A 16,994-nucleotide genomic window follows, 5' to 3' on the forward strand; every position below is an offset into this window, starting at 1 on the left:
TTCGGTGCTGTGTCAGTCCTTGGCGGAGCCGCGCAGGTAGCGCAGCACCGCCTGGACCCTGCGGTGGTCGTGGTCGTGCTGACCGAGGTCGAGCTTGGTGAAGATCGACCGGATGTGCTTCTCCACCGCCCGCTCAGTGATGACGAGCCGGTCGGCGATACCCGCGTTGTTCACCCCTTGGGCCATCACCTCCAGAACCTCGGTCTCCCGCGGGCTGAGGCTCTCCAAGGCGCGGTCCCGGTGCCTGCTCAGGAGCTGCGAGACCACTTCGGGGTCGATCGCCGCCCCGCCGTCGGCCACCCGGCGCAACACCGCCAGGAAGTCCTCGATGTCGGCCACCCGGTCCTTGAGCAGGTAGCCCACCTTCGAAGCTCCTCCGCCGAGCAGGTCCGCGGCATAGCGGCTGACCACGTGCTGGGACAACAGCAGGACCGCCACCTCGGGATGTGTCTCCCGGATCTTCACCGCCGCCTGGATCCCCTCCTCGGAGTAGGTGGGCGGCATCCTGATGTCGACCAGGCACAGGTCAACGTCCGGGTGTTCGCCCACAGCCGCGATCAACGCGTCGGCGTCCCCCACCGCCGCGACGATCTCCACCCCCGAGTCCTCCAGCAGCCGGGCCATACCGCTGCGCAGCAGTACGGAGTCCTCAGCGATGATCACGCGCGGATCCGGCCGCTTGCCGTCTGTGCTGTCCACGCTCACGGTCATGCCTCCCAAGGGATGTCTGCGGTCAGGACGGTGCCCGCACCGTCCGGGCTGTGTACGGTCAGCACCCCGTCGACGGCGTCCACCCGGTCCCACAGCCCGTAGAGCCCGGTGCCCGCCTCCGGATCGGCCCCGCCGACCCCGTCATCGGTGACGGAGAGGCGCAGCCGGTCACCCGAACGCCCCGGGTGCGGTACCCGTTCGACGGCCACGGTGACCTGCTCGGCCCCCGCGTGCTTGACGATGTTGGTCAGGGCCTCGCAGACCACGTAGTAGGCCACGCCCTCGGCGCGCGGCGAGGGACGCCCGTCCAGATCCACGTCCACCTGGACCGGGACCGCGGCGCGTTCGGCCGCGACCGGCAGCGCCGCCCCGAGCCCGTGGTCGGTCAGGACCCTCGGGTGCAGTCCGCGCGCCACCTGCCGCAACTCGGTCATGACCTCCTTGGACTCCTTTTGGGCCTCGGCGATCAGCTCCCGGGTCCCGTCGGGGTCGTGGGCCAATTTGGCCCGTGCCCGGGTCAGGGTCAGGGTCAGTGCGAGCAACCGCTGCTGAGCACCGTCGTGCAGATCGCGTTCGATCCGGCGGCGTTCGGCCTCGGCCGCGTCGACCATGCGCAGCCGGCTGTCCTGGACGTGCAGGAGCCGCCGCCGCATGCGCACCTCGGGGGCGTCGAAGAGCAGCAGGCGGTGCAGGAGGACCTCGGAGGAGATCATGTACGGTGCCACGCGCAATCCCACCACTGCGGCCAGCGGCCCCAGTACGACCAGGGACAAGGGGCTCACCAGGTCCCCCGGAGAGCCCTGGGACAGGACGTACACGGTGCCGAAGAGGGCGCCCACGGCAGCGGCACCGCCGCACACCACAAGGACCACCGCGAGTCCGCCGGCGAGCAGGCCGTGGATCCCGGCGACGGTGGTGTAAACCACCATCGACCAGGCCTCCCGGCCGAAGACGAACCGCCACACACGCCACCAGGGATCGCGGGCGGCCATCGGGTCGGGCGGGCTCGTTTCGACGATCCCGAACACGTTGGCCAGCCGGTCCCGCTGGACCTTGCAGGCGAACCGGGCCAGCAGGGTGGCGGTCACCGGCAGCACCACCAGGAACCCGACCATGTCCCTGGCGATCTGGATGGCGGTGACGCCGGCCAGCATGTCCGAGTCCCGCGTCCAGGGCAGGTACAGCCCCACTCCGACCCAGGAGGCCGCGGTCAGCAGCAGGACCGCCGGCAGCAGGTAGAACAGGGCCAGCGCCAGGGAAGTCATCAGGTGCAGGATCTCGACCAGCCGCACCCGCCATCCGCCGCCGTGGGCGTCAACAGGGAAGGGCACGTCGACGGGGCCGATCACCCGAGCCCCCGCCCGTCGACCGCCCCGCGCCCGCTGTCCATGTGTGCCGCTCACAGGACCAATCTAGGTTTCGGGGTGCTCGCAGACGAGGCCATCTGCACGAGGAAAACGGGTGGTGCTGGCACTACCGTGAGCCTGACAGCGGCACGTGGTCGGATGGGCCCAGGAGCAACGGAAGGGCGACGGGTGGACGACGAGCGGAGCAGGAAGCTCTCGGTGAGTGCGCTGGACAGTGGGGACAGCCTCGCCAGTGAGGTGGACGGCGGTCTGGAGCGATACCTCGTCGGGTTCGGACCGGACGAGTGGGTCGCCTGGCAACAGGAAGTGTCGCAGGAGGTCGTCGACCGGCTGGCCGCTCTGCTCGACCACGGCGGCGACCACCACCTGGTGCACGAGTACGAGCTCACCGGGGAGGCGCTCAGGTGTGCAGCACACCTGGCCAGTTTCGCCCCGCGTCCGGACCTGACCTACTTCCTGTCCACGGTCCAGGCCAGCCACGACCGGACGGTCGGCCCGGTTCTGCGGGACATCGGCCGCGTCAACGACTTCTTCCGGTTGGAAACGCACCAGCCCGAGGCGGGCTGGGGTTCGGTCGCCGGTGACGGGCTGACCGAGGAGCGCCTGGCGGACGAGGTGGGGCGGGTCCGGTACCAACTCGCGGCGCTCTCGGGTGCGGGACCGGAGTCGGTGGAGTGGCGGGTGGGTGCCTCGCTGTTCCACCAGGGTCTGGCCTCCCGGTTGCTCTCCCCCGTCTTGGCGGCAGGGGTGTGCCACGGAGTGGGACTGAGCGCGCCGGACTTCTTCCTCGACAGCCGCCGCGAGGGCCCGCTGGTCCTGCGCACCGTCGAGCTCCGTGTTCCCGAGCTGTCGGGTCCCGCCGAGGTCGCTGCATGGCTGGAAGAATCCGTGGTGGGCCGGGTCCTGGCCCCGGTCGAGAGCGCGCTGACCCGGGTCGGCCGGATCTCGGCCGGACTGCTGCGGGGCAACGCCGGGGCGGCGTTGGCGGGGGCCGTACGCGCCCTGGGCAGGGAACGTCCCCAACAGCGCGGCGAAGCCGAGCGGGTGGCACGGTTGATGCTCGAAGGAGACGCCCTGTCGGGGACCGGTGCGTACACGGGAACGGACGCCGAGGGACTTGCGGTGTTCCGGCGGTCCACCTGCTGCCTGTACTACCGGCTGCCGGACGGCGGCCTGTGCGGCGACTGCGCGCTGCGCCCGTGAGCGGCCGAGTTCCTGAGCGGCCCGCGCGTGTCCGTTCCCGGACACTGTCCGGGTGCGGCCAATGCGCGGTTCTGCCCGAGCCCGAGGTGTACCTTGCCCGCGAGGCTTGAGGAGAGGGGACGGCATGGCGGGTTCCACGGGCGGGCCGCCCGGTCACTGGCAGGGACCGGGATACGGGCCACCAGGGCATCCGGCCCAGCTGTACGGTCAGCAGCCGCGGCACCCGGCCGCTCCCCCGCCCACCGACCGGGAACGGCTCTGGAAGCCGCTCCAAGGCGCGACGTTGGCGATGGTGCTCGCCGGGGTCGGCGTGGCGGTGGCCGCCGGTTTCTTCGCCCTGATCTTCGTCGCGCTCTTCGAAGAGCAGCCGTTGCTCGCGCTCGTGTACCTCACGGTGGGTTTCAGCCTGCTCTGCGGGGTCGTCGCACTCATGTGGCTGGTCCTGAAACAGCTGGGGGTGTCCCTGCCGTTCCTTTGCGCTGTGCTGGTCCTCGCGCCGGGCGCGGGGACCGGGATCACCTCCCTCGGCTTGCTCTTCACGGGCCCGGACGTGTGGGGAACCGTCGCGTCCCGCCTCGTCGCACTGGTGTTGAGCTGGCTGTGGGCCTTCCTCGTCATCCGCTGGCGCCTGACCCGGGCCCCGCTCCTGCCCGTGCGGCTGCCCGCGGCCGTCGCCGCGTTCGTGCTACTGGTGGCCCTCACCGCTGTAGTGGCGGAGGAAGCCCAAGTCCTGTGGATGCGCCAGACCCAGCCCGAAGAGCTGGACATGGTCATCCTGGACCATCACGAGTGGACCGCTGCCAGCGTCGGTTACCGGGGCAACGGCAGATACTTCCAGCGGTACGAGCCCTCGGACGAGGCGGAGAACACCGTCCTCCTCGAGTCACTCGAGGACCCGGAGGAGTCGATCGACGGCACCTGCGGTGACCTCCTGGAGCTCTGCGAAGTCCGGGACGGCCTGGTGCTGGTCACCGACGAGGACACCGGCCAGTTGATAGAAGTCCTCATGGACGTCGGCGAGGAGGTCTACCGTCTCGACCTCAACGTGAGAGGCAACAACAGCCACCCCACTGACCTGGTAGAGCTCAGTGACCATGTCCGGCCCAGCACCCCCGGCGATCACCGCTGGCTCGCCAAGCTGGTCATCCACGCGACGGACTATCGAACCTGACGGGAATACCTGGTGGAAACCACGAGCGGCGACCAATCGGGGAACCAGCCGGGTCCGGAACACGGCCCACCAAGGCAGGGCCCCCACCCCTACCCCCGGCCTCACCAACCGTCGTCTGCCCCGCGGCTCGGCGTCCAGGAACGGCCGCGGGGCTCAGCCTTGGACGCCGCCCTCGCGGCGGTCTGTTCCCTGGGCGGAATGATCCTGGCTCCCCTGGCCGCGGTCCTGTTCGACTTCGCCCTGTACGACGGAAGCTTCGTCCAGGTCAGCTTCATCATCACGGTCAGCGTGGGCCTGTTCCTCGGTACCGTCGCGGTCCTGGGGTCGCGGCTGAAAGTGCTCGGCGAACCCCGCTGGTTCGGCATCGCCCTGCTGATTCTGGCGCCGGCCCCATTCATGGGCTTCTACATTGTCGCCTACGTGCTCATGGCCCCCGGCAGCTCGGGCGGAGGCGCGCACGTTCTCGTCGCCCTGGCCCTGATGTGGGCGTGGGCGTTCCAGATCATCCGGTGGCGGCTGACCGGGAACAGGCTCCTGCCCTGGCGCCTTCCGGCGGCGGTGACCGGCTACGCGCTGCTCGTGGCACTGCTCATCTGGGGCGCTCAGGAGGCCCAAGGGCTGCTCCTGCGCCAGGCCCAGCCCGAACGCCTGGAGATGATGGTCCTGGACCATCCCGACTGGGAGGCGACGCGGGCCGTTACCGAAACGGTGGAGGGACACGAAAGCTATTCCCAGACCTACACCACCGCCAACGAGGGGATCGCCGACGTCGACCTCGACCTGGTCCTGGACCCCGAGGCCTCCCGAACCCAAGTCTGCGAAGCGCCTTTGGCGGAGTGCGAGCGCCGGGGCGATCTGCTCGTGGAGGTCCACCGGGGCAACCTGCGCCACATCTTCTTGGACATCGGCGATGACGTGGTCAGCCTCCGTTGGCGCGGGGGCGGTGGTGGGAGCGAGAGCGAGCCCGAGCAACTGGTGGAGCTCAGCGACCACATCCGTCCCAGCACCCCCGACGACCACCGCTGGCTCTCCGTGCTGCTCATCCGACACTCCTGAGAACTGTCCAGGTACGTCGTCGATCTGACACCCCCCTTCCTCATGCTTCCCTAAACTTCTCTTCTGCAGGGTATTATTGCGGAAGTTAAGATCTGTTTCATGCCATCAGGGAGAAGCGTGGCCCAGCAGTACTACTCGGTGGACCAAGTCGCGGAGCTACTCGGCCTCCACGTGAAGACGGTGCGCGCCTACGTCCGCGAGGGGCGCCTGGCGGCCACGCGGATCGGCAAGCAGTACCGGATCCGGCGCCAGGACCTGGAGGAGTTCACCGGCGGTCCGCTGGCCGAAGCGGAACCACCCACCGAGTCGGATGCGCCGCACGCCGAGGTGTCCAGCGTCGTCCAGGTGGACGGGGTCGACCGGGCCACGGCCGACCGCCTGATCACCCTGGTCACGGCGGCCGCGGCCGGGGAGCCGGGCGGGAGGGCGCGTGCGCACGCCCAGGTCGTCCACGACCCTGAGCGCGCCAAGCTGAAGATCGTCGTCGTGGGCGGCCTCACGGCCACGGCGACACTGCTCGGATACGTCGACTCCCTGGTCGAGCGCGGGTGAGCGGCACCCGGCCCCACACCGGAAGGAACCAAGTCCATGCCCCACGACCTCAAGGACCGGAACGACAACCCCGTGCTGGTCTGCTCCGCCGAGGGTGAGCCCGTCCGTGACGCCGGCGACGTCATCGGCGACGCCTTCGGCCTCGGCGCCACCTGGATCGCACTGCCCGCCGAACGCCTGGACCCGGACTTCTTCCGCCTGCGCACGGGCGTGGCCGGTGAGTTCCTGCAGAAGTGCGCCAACTACCGGCTCCGGCTGGCCGTCCTCGGCGACATCTCCGAGCAGGTGGCGGCCAGTGACGCCCTGCGCGACCTCGTGCGGGAGAGCAACCGCGGAGCACAGTGCTGGTTCCTCCCCGACCTGGAAACCCTGGCCGGCCGCCTGGCCCCCGCCTGACGGGACAACCCAAGCGTTTCACAATATGAGAAATAAGTCTCACCGATAGAGACATGGTGGTAGCGTCGTGCGCCCACCCCCGAAGCGAAGGACGGCGCGCGATGGCCGAGTACACCCACGGACAGCACCCGACGGTCACCACCTCCTACCTGTGGCGGAACGCGGAGAACTCCTCCGCCTACGCCCTGGAGGAGATGCGCCCCGGCCGCTCCCTGCTGGACGTGGGGTGCGGTCCCGGGAGCGTCACCGTCGACCTCGCCCGCAGGGTCGCCCCGGGTCGGGTGACCGCGGTGGACGCCTCAGCCGAAGCGGTCGACCAGGCCCGCGCCACCGCGGCCGCCGAAGGGGTGGACAACGTCGACTTCCACGTGGGCGATGTTCTTGGACTCGACCTGCCCGACAACACCTTCGACGTGGTCCACGCCCACCAGGTCCTGCAACACGTGGCCGACCCGGTGCGCGCCCTGGCCGAGATGGGACGTGTCGCCAAGCCGGGCGGAGTGGTGGCGGCCTGCGACAGCGACTACTCCGCGATGCACTGGTACCCGCGCCTGCCCGAACTGGACACCTGGATGGACCTGTACCAGCGGGTGGCCCGCGCCAACGGCGGCGAGCCCGACGCCGGACGCCACATGCTGGCCTGGGCACACGAGGCCGGGTTCACCGACGTCACCTACGCAGCCGAGGTGTGGAACCATTCCGCGCCCGAACGGCGGACCTGGTGGGGCGGAATGTGGGCGCGCCGCATCCTGGAGTCGGCTGTGGGCAGCCGCGCGGTTGAGGCGGGTTACGCCACGCAGGAGGATCTGGAGGCGATCTCGGCGGGCTGGACCCGCTGGAGCGAGCACCCGGACGGTGTCTTCGTCATCCCCCGAGGCGCGATCCTGTGCCGTGTCTGAGCGGGCCGGGCCGCCGTGTTCGAAGCCGACGCCTGCGGGCGCCGACACCTGCGGACTGTGCTGGCCCGGCCCCGTGGGGCGGTATACCGTCGGCCCAGAGCGAGTGCATTGGACAGTGCCCGTCCCGTAGCGGGGTATGTGTCCGCCCAACACGTCCTCGCGCCGTGCGGACACCGACGTCCCGGAGGAACCATGTCCGACCTGCCGATCGGCTTCTGGCTCAAGCACCTGGACCGACTCATCGAGCACGACTTCGACCGTGTCCTGGCCTCGGAGTCCCTCGACCGGCGTCAGTGGCAGGTACTCAACTCCCTGCACAACGAACCCGGTACCGTACTCCAACTGGACCAGCGCCTGGCCCCGTTCCTGGACGACGACGAGAGCACGGTCGCCCCCGCGGCGGAGGCCCTGCGCCAGCGAGGCTGGGTGAGCGGCCTGGTCGCACTGGAACTCACCGCTGAGGGGCACCAGGCCCACGACACCCTGTTGGAGCGGGTCCAGCAGAACCTGCGCAAGCTCTCCCTGGGCATCAGCGACCAGGAGTACCGGGACACCGTGAACGTCCTGGAACGGATGTCGGCCAACCTGGAGGCGGACTGACCGGCGGCGGACTGACCGGCGGTCCCGGCCCTGCCCATTCGTCGGCTAGTCGGCGGGCAGCTCCCGGGTGAGTTCGACGAAGGCCAGGTCGTCGCGTTTGGGCAGCCCGAAGTCCTCGTCACCGTAGGGGAAGGGCTCGGTCTTGCCGGTGCTGATGTAGCCGAGCCGCTCGTACCAGGCGATGAGTTCGGGGCGCTGCTTGAGGACCTTCATCCGCATCAGGCGGCACCCCCACTCGCGGGAGGCCATGTGCTCGGCCTCGGCCAGGACGACCCGGCCCAGCCCCGCCCCCTGGAGTTCGGGGCGCACCGAGAACATCCCGAAGTAGGCCCCGTTGATGCTGCGCTGCAGTTCGCAGCAGGCCACGATCCGGCCCTCGGACTCACCGACCAGCACAAGGGTGTTGGTGCGCCCGAGCAGCTCGGCCATGATGTCGGGGTCCACCCGCTGGCCGTCGAGGAGGTCGGCCTCGGTCGTCCAGCCCCGGCGGGAGCTGTCGCCCCGGTAAGTGGAGTTGACCAGGTCCACCAGGGCGGAGACGTCGGAGGGCGTCGCGGCCCGGAAGTCGACCTCGGACCGGTGGTCCGTCCCGCCCTTGCTGCTCCACATGCTGGTCACGCCTCAACTCCCCCTCTGCTCACTGCACTGCCCACACAGTAGGCCACCAGTGGGGGTCCGATGTCGACCCGGGGCCTGCAGGAAAGCTCCTGCTCGCGAGAACAGGCAAGCGCGCACTTCTGTCACCCGCGCGTGGACTCGATGTGGGCCAGGAAGGCGCGCAGCTGCCGGCGGGCAGCCTCCGGCGGGAACTGCTGGGGCGTCACCATGGTCTGCAGGGAGAGGCCGTCGACGAACGCGTGCAAGTGCTCCGACCAGGTCTCCAACCAGGGGTCTGGGTGGACTTGGGCCGGGTCCTCGGGCGGGGCCAGCCCTCCCAAGCCGGCGACCAGCTGCCGGTAGAGACTCCGCTGCTTGTTCCAGCGCTCCTCCAGGCGGGGGTCGCCGGTTCCCAGGTCACCGGTGGCCTCCCACGCGCGAAACTCCGCCCTGCGCGTCTCGTCCAGGGGCATCATCTGCTCGGCGAAGCCCGCGACCCGCTCGACCACGGAGTCCTCGGGACCCAGGGTCCGGGCGTGCTCGTGCATCCGCTCGGCCACACGCTCCTGGGCCCGGTCGATCGCGAAGACCAGGAGTTCCTCGCGGGTCTGGAAGTAGTGGCGCAGCGCACCCGCGGACAGGCCCGCCTCGGCGGCGACGCTGCGGATGGACACGGCGTGCGGGCCGGAGGCGACGATCACCCTCCACAGGGCTTCGGCGAGCTCGCGGCGGCGCTCTTCGTGGTCGACGATCTTAGGCACCTCCCTTTTTTATCACACCCGTGCTATTTTATTTAGCACAGTCGTGTTGCAAAAACGGGGAGACCACACCATGCCACCTCTGGACGTCCTGATACCGGTCGCCGGGCTCGCCCTCCTGGACACCCTGAGCCCCACCACCCTGGGAGTTTCGCTCTTCGTGCTCCTGAGCGGGGCCAGCTCGATCGCCCGACCGCTCTTCGCCTACCTCGGCACCGTCGCGGTCTTCTACTTCACTCTGGGCTGCGCACTGATGCTGGGCCTGGGCGCCGCGATCAGCAGCCTGTCCCACCTGGCCGAGACCCCCGCCGCGGGCTGGACCATGGTGCTCCTGGGCGGGGGCCTGCTCGCCTACTCCTTCCTCATGCCGACCAAGGCACGCCCACCGCGCAGGCCCGCCTCCTTCCGCACCGGCACCATGGTCGCCCTGGGGCTGGCCACCGGTCTGCTGGAGGCCGGGACCGCCTTCCCCTACCTCGGGGCGATCGGCATCATGGGCACCGCCGGACTGGCCGCACACACCTGGGTGCCGATGCTCGCCGCCTACAACCTGATGATGGTTCTGCCACCCGTCCTGCTCTACCTGGGCCACCGCGCCTTCGGCGAGCGCCTGCGCCCCCGCCTGGACCGCTGGCGGGAGAAGGTAGACGCGGGCTCCCGCGAGGCCCTGGCCTGGATCATCGGCATCGTCGGCGTGATCGTCCTCGCCAACGGCCTCCAACAGGTGGGCGTCACCGACCTCATCGGCGGCCTGCCGCTGTAGAGCGCTTTTCCGCCATGCCCCAGCGCGAGGTAGAGCCAGCACCACCCTCGATCCTCACGTCCACCGCCCTGACCCGAGGCGGTCCCCGGGCTTACCTTCGAGGACATGAACTCCTCCTTCCTTTCCCGGCTGGCCCGAGACACCCGCTACTTACTGCTGGGCTTTCCCCTGGCGGTCATCTCCTTCGCCCTCGTCCTGCCAGGCCTGGCAGCCGGAGTCGGCACCTCAGTGATCTTCGTGGGGCTGATCCTGCTGTCCGGCACGCTGGTCATGGCCCGGGGCCTGGCCCACGTGGACCGTATTCGCCTCTCCGACCTGTACCGGCGACCGGTGGTACGCCTGCCCTACCGTGCGGCCCCGGCCGCGGCCGGACCGGTGCGCCGCCTCCTGAACCCGCTGACCTGCTCCCGCAGCTGGTTGGACGCGCTACACGCCCTGCTGCGCTTCCCCGTCTCCGCGGTCGCCTTCCTCGTGGCCGTGCTCTGGTGGGCCCTCACCCTGGGCGGACTGCTCTACCCGCTCTGGGGTTGGTCGCTCTACCTGATCCCCGGATACACCGACGTGGGCAGCTTCATCCTTCCGGAGTCCCCGGCCCTGGCCACGCTCGCCGTCTACATGGTGGGCGGCGCACTCTTCGGACTCACCCTCCCGCTGGTCCTGCGCGGCCTGGCCCAGGCCGAATCCACCCTGGCCCGCGCCCTCCTGCTCGCCCCGGAGGACACCAGCGTCCAGGTGCTCACCGCCCGCAGCGGCGGGACGGAGCGGCCGCAGGGCCAAGACCACACCGAGTCCGAGCAGGTGCCAGCGGACCGAAGGATCGTCTCCGCCCGCTGACACGGTGACGGTGTGTCCCGGCGTCGCGCCACGACAGCAGTAGTCTTCGACCGTGGCTCCGGCAGCCGGTGGATCCGTCCCGCACCGTAGACCGCCATCAGCACCGCACCCGACAGCGATTCGACAGCGGAGGCCGCGACATGACCGGTTCCGAACACACGGACGCGCCGCAGGACGCGCCCCCGCCGCCGCAGGACGCGGATCGTCAGCACAGGCGCGTGGGCGTCGACGGGGTTCGCGTCGGCCACTGGACCGACGAAGTGTCGCAGACGGGCTGCACCGTCATCGAACTCCCCGAGGAGACCGTAGCCTCCTGTGAGGTGCGCGGCGGCGCGCCCGCCTCGCGCGAACTGGACCTGCTGGGACCGGACAAGACCGTGGCACGCGTCGACGCGGTGCTGCTGACCGGCGGATCGGCGTTCGGTCTGGCTGCCGCCGACGGTGTCATGCGCTACTACGAGGGACTGGGGCGCGGGGTGGCGACCCCCGGAGGGGTCGTCCCGATCGTCCCGGCGATGGCGCTGTTCGATCTCGCGGTCGGCGACCCCAAGGTGCGGCCGACAAGCGAGTCCGGATACCTCGCCGCTCAGGCCGCCCGAGGCGAACAGCGGCTCACCGGACGGGTCGGTGCCGGTGCCGGGGCCTACGTCAGCCAATGGCGTGGCCCGGAGGGCCGTCGGCGAGGCGGGCTCGGCTACGCCGAGCACAGCATGGACGGTCTGGTGGTCGGCGCGCTGTGCGCCGTCAACGCGTTCGGTGACATCGACGACGGGCAGAGGGGGATCTCGCTCGACGCGGTGCGTGCCTTGGCGGAGCCGTTCGAGCTCGCACCGGAGCGGGCCCATACGACCATCGGGGCCGTCGTCACCAACGCCCGTCTCGACAAGGTCGAGTGCCGGATCGTGGCGCAAGGGGCCCACGACGGGCTCTCGCGAGCACTGACCCCGCCGCACACCCGCTTTGACGGCGACGGTTTCGTCGCCGCCGCGACCGGTCACGTCGCGGCGCACGTGGACACGGTCAGGATGCTCGCGCTGGCAGCGGTCACTGAGGCCATCCGCTCGGTGGGGCACTGGTGAGGGCATCTCCCCTGGAGGGGCCGCTCCGCAGGGTGGTCAGCGCGGCGACGGTGGGTTGACCGGGGGCGGCGGGGCCAGCTCTGTCAGGAGCCGGGAAGGTTTCGCGCCGCGGAGTTGACCTTAACCAATCTTAAGGTTCTACGGTTCAGGGGAACCCAACCCAACGGACCGGTGACCACCATGAGCATGGAAATGGCCGCGTGGAGCTCGATGTACCACGCGATACACGCCAAAGAGGACCAGCGCCCCTTCTCGATGCAGGTCCTGCGCAGAATCGGCTCCTTCGCCCGCCCCTACGCACGACACCTGGCCTGGTTCCTCGGACTGAGCATCCTGACGGCGGCTCTGGCCGTGGCCTCACCGCTCCTGGCCGGCGAGGTCGTCAACGAGATCATCGACGGCTCCGCGCTCAGCGCCATCCTGTTCCTGGCCGGCCTCATCGCCCTGGTCGCGGTCGCTGAAGCCGGCCTCGGCCTCATCGTGCGGTGGCTGTCCGCCCGAGTGGGCGAAGGACTCATCCTGGACCTGCGCACCACCGTCTACGACCACGTCCAACGCATGCCGGTCGCCTTCTTCACCCGCACCCGCACCGGCGCCCTGGTCAGTCGGCTCAACAACGACGTCATCGGTGCCCAACGCGCCTTCAGCGACGTCCTTTCCGGCGTGATGAGCAACTTCGTCACCCTGGTCCTGGCCCTGGTCGTCATGGTCACCCTGTCCTGGCAGATCACCCTCATCGCACTCCTGCTCCTACCGGTCTTCGTCCTACCCGCCCGCCGCATGGGCGCCCGACTCGCCAAGATCGAACGCGAACGCACCGTCCACAACGCCGCCATGGGCACCCAGATGACCGAGCGCTTCTCCGCGCCCGGCGCCACCCTGGTCAAGCTCTTCGGCCGCCCGAAGGAGGAGTCCGCCGAATTCGCCCGGCGCGCCTCCCGCGTCCGCGACATCGGTGTACGCACCGCCATGCTCCAAGAGGTGTTCTTCACCGCTCTGACCCTGGTCTCCGCACTCGCCCTCGCCCTGGTCTACGGACTCGGCGGCTTCTACGCCCTGCGCGGCCAGCTCGACGCCGGAACCGTCGTCGCCATGGGCATGCTCCTCACCCGCCTGTACGCGCCGCTCACCGAGCTGGCCAGCGCCCGCGTGGAGGTCATGAGCGCCTTGGTCAGCTTCAGCAGGGTATTCGAGGTCCTCGACCTCAAGCCCTTGGTGGACGAGAAACCCGCCGCACGACCAGTCCCCAGCGGGTCCGTGTCCCTGGAGTTCGACGACGTCACCTTCGGCTACCCCAACGCGGAAAAAGTGTCCCTGGCCTCCCTGGAGGACGTCGTCACCCTGGACACCGTCGAAAACGGACCCGTCCTCCACGACGTGTCCTTCCGCGTCGAACCGGGCCAGACCGTCGCCCTGGTCGGCTCCTCCGGCGCCGGCAAGTCCACCATCGCCCAACTCACCCCGCGCCTGTACGACGCCGACGAAGGCACCGTCCGCCTGGGCGGAGCCGACATCCGCGACCTCACCTTCGACTCCATCCGCGCCACCCTCGGCATGGTCACCCAGGACGGACACCTCTTCCACGAATCCATCCGCGACAACCTGCGCCTGGGCTCACCCGAGTCCACCGACGAGCAGATCTGGGACGCCCTGCGCCGCGCCCGCCTGGACGACCTGGTCAGAAACCTGCCCGACGGGCTCGACACGGTGGTGGGCGAACGCGGCTACCGCTTCTCCGGCGGCGAACGCCAGCGCCTGACCATCGCCCGACTGCTGCTGACCGGACCCGAGGTGGTCATCCTCGACGAGGCCACCTCCGCCCTGGACTCCACCTCAGAGGCGGCCGTCCAAGCAGCCCTGGCCGAGGCTCTGGAGGGCCGGACCGCGCTGGTCATCGCCCACCGGCTGTCCACCATCCGCGCGGCCGACGCCATCCTCGTCGTCGAGGAAGGGCGTATCGCCGAACGCGGCACCCACAGCGAACTGCTGGCCCGCAACGGCCGCTACGCCGAGCTGTACCGGACCCAGTTCGCCGGAGGGGAAACCGAACCGGCCATGACGGGGTAATTGCCCGCACAGAACTCCGTCCCCCGGTGGCGCCACACCGGGGGACGGTCGCGTTCGAGCACCCGGACCGGATCCCCCGCGGGCCCGAACGTGACAATGAGGCCATGACCAAGAGCGTGGCGCACCCCGAACGGGTCAACCGATTCGCCGAACAGTGGGTACACGGCTGGGCTCTAGCCCGCAGTACGCCCGCACCCGTCCGCGTCCCCCACGGATTCCGCCTGGACGTCGGCCTGCCCGGCCACCGAACCCGCCACGTCCTGCCCGACCCCGGGCCTGTGGCTCGCCTCAGCAAATCCCTGACCGCCCCGGACACGTGGTTGAAGGTGTGCGGCCCGCGCGAGACCACGGTTTCCACCCTTGACCCGCGTTGGCGCGTGGGCGAGACCGAGTACCTGATGACCGTCGAGCTCTCCCCCGATCCCGTCCCGGTACCGGCTCACTACACCGTCGGGGTCGCCGAAAGCCACCGGTGCTTCCAGGCACGGGCGTGGTCCGCTACAGGCACCGAAGCAGCGAGCTCGGTCATGGCCGTCCACGCGGGCACAGCCGTCTTCGACCGCGTGGTCACCGACCCCGACCACCGCCGACGCGGCCTGGGCAGGGCTCTCATGAACACCCTCGGCCGGGCCGCCCTCGACCAGGGGGCCCAACACGGACTCCTGGTGGCGACCGACGACGGCCGCGGCCTGTACGAACGCCTCGGTTGGAAACTGGTCTGCCCGGTCACCCCCGCCCGTCTGATGAGCTGAGACCGGACTTCTCCGGCGGTGTCCAAGTCCGCCCGGCCACGGAGCGAGACGGCGCTGACCGAGGGCCGGGCAGTCAGATCTCCTTGACGACCTTCGCCGGGTTACCGACCGCCACCACGTTGGCGGGCAGGTCCTTGGAGACCACCGCACCGGCGCCCACCACGGTGTTCTCACCGATGCTCACGCCGGGACAGACGATGACCCCGCCGCCCAGCCACACGTTGTCACCGATGGTGATGGGCTCGGCCGCCTCCCATTTGGCCCGGCGCAGCTCGGGGTCGATGGGGTGCGTGGGGGTGAGCAGCTGCACGTTGGGGCCGATCAGCACGTCCGCGCCGATCGTGATGGGGGCGACGTCGAGCATCACCGCGTTGAAGTTGACGAACGAGCGCGGGCCGAGGGTGATGCGGTAGCCCAGGTCCACCCGCAGCGGCGGGCGGACCTCACCACCCTCCCCCACTTCACCGACGAGGTCGGCCAGGGCCTTGGCTCGCCCTTCGGGGTCGTCGATGGAGCTGTTGTTGAACGCCTCGGAGCGCTGCCCGGCGAGGAGCACGTCCGCTGTGATCTCGGGGTCGTCGGCGAGGTAGAGATCACCGGCGAGCATGTGTTCTTTCTGACTGGCCACGGGGTCCCTTCCCTTGGTATGACGATCCGACCCTAATCCCGTGGCCCCGGTGCGGCATCCGTGCCAGGATCCCCGACATGGAAGCGAACGAGACGCACGACGGGGTGCTGGTGACCGGGGCGACCGGTGGGATCGGCTCGGCCCTGGTGGACACGCTCGTGGAACGCGGTCGGCCCGTCGTGGCGCTGGGCCGCGACCCCGAACGCCTCGCTGAACTCACGCGCGACAGGCCGCAGGTGCGCGCGGTGCGGGCCGACCTGCGCCGTCCTGAGACCCTCGCCGATGCGGTGGCCGGGATCGCCGGGCTGGACGCCTTCGTGCACTGCGCGGGGTTGAGCGAGCTGGCCGACGCGCTGCGGCAGGAGGAGGCAGCGCACGGGATCCGGGTGACCGGCGTCCACCCCGGTGGGACGGCCACGGACCTGCTGCGCGAGGTGCGCGACGCGTTCGGACACGACTACGACCCGGCGGCGTGCATCCAACCCGAGACCCTGGCGGGGGCGGTGGCCGATGTTCTTGACCTGCCGCGCGACGCCCAGGTCACCGAGCTCAACCTGCGCCCGGGTCCCTGACCGAGACTCGGCCAGGGACCCTTGGGCAGTGGCTCGCCAGTCGGCCGGTCAGAGGATGCGTTTGACCCCTGGGACCGCCCGGAGGGCTGCGGCAGCCGTCCATGTCAGGGGCACGGCCAGCGCTGCCAGGGCGGCGAACTTTGAATCGCCCCGGGTGTGATGGAGAAGGTCTGGTTCAGGAGAACGAACAGGTCCAGCACAACCCCGGTGGGGTCCTGGGCGGGTTCGGTGTAGTACCAGGCCGGGATGTTGCCGTAGGTGATCGCGGCGTGGTGCAGGACGACCAGGAGGGTCAGCACGACCCGCAGGTTGTCGACGAAGAACAGACGCGTCCGGGTGGTCGGCCCCGGTTCCGCGGTGGTGGGTGGTGCTTTCTGGTGTGTCATGGTGCCCTCGTTGGTTGGGGTGTTCGAGGGCCAGTGGCCGTCAGTCGGCTCGGGTGGCACGGACCAGGAGTTCGCCCAGTTCGTCGGCGTGTGCGAGCAGGTCGTGGTCGGGATGGACCCGCCAGTACTCGAACATGGCGTCGATGGACGCCTGCTGGCTGACCGCCATCACCCGCACGTCGAAGCCGCGGAACTCGCCGCTCTCCTGACCGTTCCGGTAGAGCCCTTCCAGGGACTCGTAGAGCGGTTCGGCCTGGCGCCCCCCGAACCGGGGGTTGCCTTCGGCGTCGCGGGAGTGGATGAAGATCTGACCGACGGCCGCCAGGCGGCCGCGGTGCGCCAGGCCGTACTCGGCCACACCCCGCACGTGTGTGCGCAGGATCGCCGCGGCGCTGTCCTGCGCCAGGATCCGGGGGACGACCGTCTCCGCGATCTCCGTGTAGACGCCCGTCACCACCTGGTCCTTGACTTCCTCTCTCTCCTGAAGTGAGAGGGATTCCGACCAAACCCGAAGGGTCTGGTGGCGCTGTCCGCCTCGCGGCGGCAGCAGGTTCCTGCTTCGCAGACATGGCAACCCAGAGGTCTCCGCAGGCTGACACGGTT

The 16,994-nt window shown here is 69.9% G+C and carries 20 protein-coding genes; 13 read left to right on the forward strand and 7 right to left on the reverse strand.

The genetic code is table 11. The features are described 5' to 3' along the window. Positions 1-12: 12 nt before the first annotated feature. Positions 13-711 carry a response regulator gene (locus tag ACYVDG_RS14300; protein WP_460751263.1) on the reverse strand — a complete coding sequence of 233 codons (699 nt, stop codon included), beginning with the start codon at positions 709-711 and terminating at the stop codon, positions 13-15. Further along, a complete protein-coding gene (locus ACYVDG_RS14305; protein WP_460751266.1) occupies positions 708-2,114 on the reverse strand; it encodes a sensor histidine kinase in 1,407 nt (468 codons plus the stop codon). Before ACYVDG_RS14305 ends, ACYVDG_RS14300 begins: the two co-directional genes overlap by 4 nt. Before the next feature lie 132 nt (positions 2,115-2,246). Between ACYVDG_RS14305 and ACYVDG_RS14310 the strand changes: the two genes are divergently transcribed. The 7 genes from ACYVDG_RS14310 to ACYVDG_RS14340 all read left to right on the forward strand — a co-directional run bounded on the left by ACYVDG_RS14310 (position 2,247) and on the right by ACYVDG_RS14340 (position 7,955). Beyond that, positions 2,247-3,281, forward strand: coding sequence for a (2Fe-2S)-binding protein (locus ACYVDG_RS14310; protein ID WP_460751271.1), 1,035 nt, complete (start codon positions 2,247-2,249; stop codon positions 3,279-3,281). Positions 3,282-3,405: 124 nt separating this feature from the next. Then, positions 3,406-4,452: a hypothetical protein gene (locus tag ACYVDG_RS14315; RefSeq protein WP_460751274.1), complete on the forward strand. Its 1,047-nt coding sequence runs from the start codon at positions 3,406-3,408 to the stop codon at positions 4,450-4,452. A gap of 198 nt (positions 4,453-4,650) precedes the next feature. Further along, positions 4,651-5,508: a hypothetical protein gene (locus ACYVDG_RS14320; protein ID WP_460751277.1), complete on the forward strand. Its 858-nt coding sequence runs from the start codon at positions 4,651-4,653 to the stop codon at positions 5,506-5,508. Between the two features lie 117 nt (positions 5,509-5,625). Continuing rightward, positions 5,626-6,060: a helix-turn-helix domain-containing protein gene (locus ACYVDG_RS14325; RefSeq protein ID WP_460751326.1), complete on the forward strand. Its 435-nt coding sequence runs from the start codon at positions 5,626-5,628 to the stop codon at positions 6,058-6,060. 36 nt (positions 6,061-6,096) lie between these two features. After that, positions 6,097-6,456, forward strand: coding sequence for a DUF4180 domain-containing protein (locus tag ACYVDG_RS14330; RefSeq protein WP_460751281.1), 360 nt, complete (start codon positions 6,097-6,099; stop codon positions 6,454-6,456). A 101-nt stretch (positions 6,457-6,557) separates the two neighbouring features. Next, complete coding sequence (locus ACYVDG_RS14335) at positions 6,558-7,355, forward strand: methyltransferase domain-containing protein (protein WP_460751285.1); 798 nt, start codon at positions 6,558-6,560, stop codon at positions 7,353-7,355. A 192-nt stretch (positions 7,356-7,547) separates the two neighbouring features. Continuing rightward, on the forward strand, positions 7,548-7,955 hold the full coding sequence (locus ACYVDG_RS14340; protein WP_460751288.1) for a MarR family winged helix-turn-helix transcriptional regulator: 408 nt from the start codon (positions 7,548-7,550) through the stop codon (positions 7,953-7,955). Positions 7,956-8,000: 45 nt separating this feature from the next. On the opposite strand, the gene ACYVDG_RS14345 is transcribed toward ACYVDG_RS14340, so the two are convergent. Both ACYVDG_RS14345 and ACYVDG_RS14350 read right to left on the reverse strand, forming a co-directional pair. Next, on the reverse strand, positions 8,001-8,564 hold the full coding sequence (locus ACYVDG_RS14345) for a GNAT family N-acetyltransferase (protein WP_460751329.1): 564 nt from the start codon (positions 8,562-8,564) through the stop codon (positions 8,001-8,003). A gap of 131 nt (positions 8,565-8,695) precedes the next feature. Next, positions 8,696-9,313 carry a TetR/AcrR family transcriptional regulator gene (locus ACYVDG_RS14350; RefSeq protein WP_460751291.1) on the reverse strand — a complete coding sequence of 206 codons (618 nt, stop codon included), beginning with the start codon at positions 9,311-9,313 and terminating at the stop codon, positions 8,696-8,698. 70 nt (positions 9,314-9,383) lie between these two features. Here ACYVDG_RS14350 and ACYVDG_RS14355 point away from each other — a divergent pair, with 70 nt between their 5' ends. The 5 genes from ACYVDG_RS14355 (at position 9,384) to ACYVDG_RS14375 (ending at position 14,805) form a co-directional block, all read left to right on the forward strand. Then, complete coding sequence (locus ACYVDG_RS14355; RefSeq protein ID WP_460751293.1) at positions 9,384-10,073, forward strand: GAP family protein; 690 nt, start codon at positions 9,384-9,386, stop codon at positions 10,071-10,073. A gap of 105 nt (positions 10,074-10,178) precedes the next feature. Next, complete coding sequence (locus tag ACYVDG_RS14360) at positions 10,179-10,907, forward strand: sensor domain-containing protein (RefSeq protein WP_460751296.1); 729 nt, start codon at positions 10,179-10,181, stop codon at positions 10,905-10,907. A 140-nt stretch (positions 10,908-11,047) separates the two neighbouring features. Then, on the forward strand, positions 11,048-11,986 hold the full coding sequence (locus ACYVDG_RS14365; RefSeq protein ID WP_460751299.1) for a P1 family peptidase: 939 nt from the start codon (positions 11,048-11,050) through the stop codon (positions 11,984-11,986). Positions 11,987-12,166: 180 nt separating this feature from the next. After that, positions 12,167-14,053 carry an ABC transporter ATP-binding protein gene (locus ACYVDG_RS14370; RefSeq protein ID WP_460751303.1) on the forward strand — a complete coding sequence of 629 codons (1,887 nt, stop codon included), beginning with the start codon at positions 12,167-12,169 and terminating at the stop codon, positions 14,051-14,053. Positions 14,054-14,157: 104 nt separating this feature from the next. Next, positions 14,158-14,805, forward strand: a complete 648-nt coding sequence (locus tag ACYVDG_RS14375) for a GNAT family N-acetyltransferase (protein ID WP_460751306.1) — start codon at positions 14,158-14,160, stop codon at positions 14,803-14,805. 73 nt (positions 14,806-14,878) lie between these two features. Here ACYVDG_RS14375 and ACYVDG_RS14380 read toward each other — a convergent pair whose 3' ends face one another. Beyond that, positions 14,879-15,412, reverse strand: coding sequence for a sugar O-acetyltransferase (locus ACYVDG_RS14380; RefSeq protein WP_460751332.1), 534 nt, complete (start codon positions 15,410-15,412; stop codon positions 14,879-14,881). Between the two features lie 98 nt (positions 15,413-15,510). Between ACYVDG_RS14380 and ACYVDG_RS14385 the strand changes: the two genes are divergently transcribed. After that, positions 15,511-16,005, forward strand: coding sequence for an SDR family NAD(P)-dependent oxidoreductase (locus ACYVDG_RS14385; protein ID WP_460751309.1), 495 nt, complete (start codon positions 15,511-15,513; stop codon positions 16,003-16,005). Positions 16,006-16,109: 104 nt separating this feature from the next. Here the strand turns inward: ACYVDG_RS14385 and ACYVDG_RS14390 are convergent, their stop codons facing one another. Together ACYVDG_RS14390 and ACYVDG_RS14395 are read right to left on the reverse strand one after the other, a co-directional pair. Further along, positions 16,110-16,391: a hypothetical protein gene (locus ACYVDG_RS14390; RefSeq protein WP_460751313.1), complete on the reverse strand. Its 282-nt coding sequence runs from the start codon at positions 16,389-16,391 to the stop codon at positions 16,110-16,112. A gap of 40 nt (positions 16,392-16,431) precedes the next feature. Then, entirely contained in the window at positions 16,432-16,845 is a 414-nt protein-coding gene (locus ACYVDG_RS14395) for a TetR/AcrR family transcriptional regulator (protein WP_460751316.1), read from the reverse strand. Positions 16,846-16,994 lie beyond the last annotated feature (149 nt).

Source organism: Nocardiopsis oceani, from assembly GCF_054777395.1.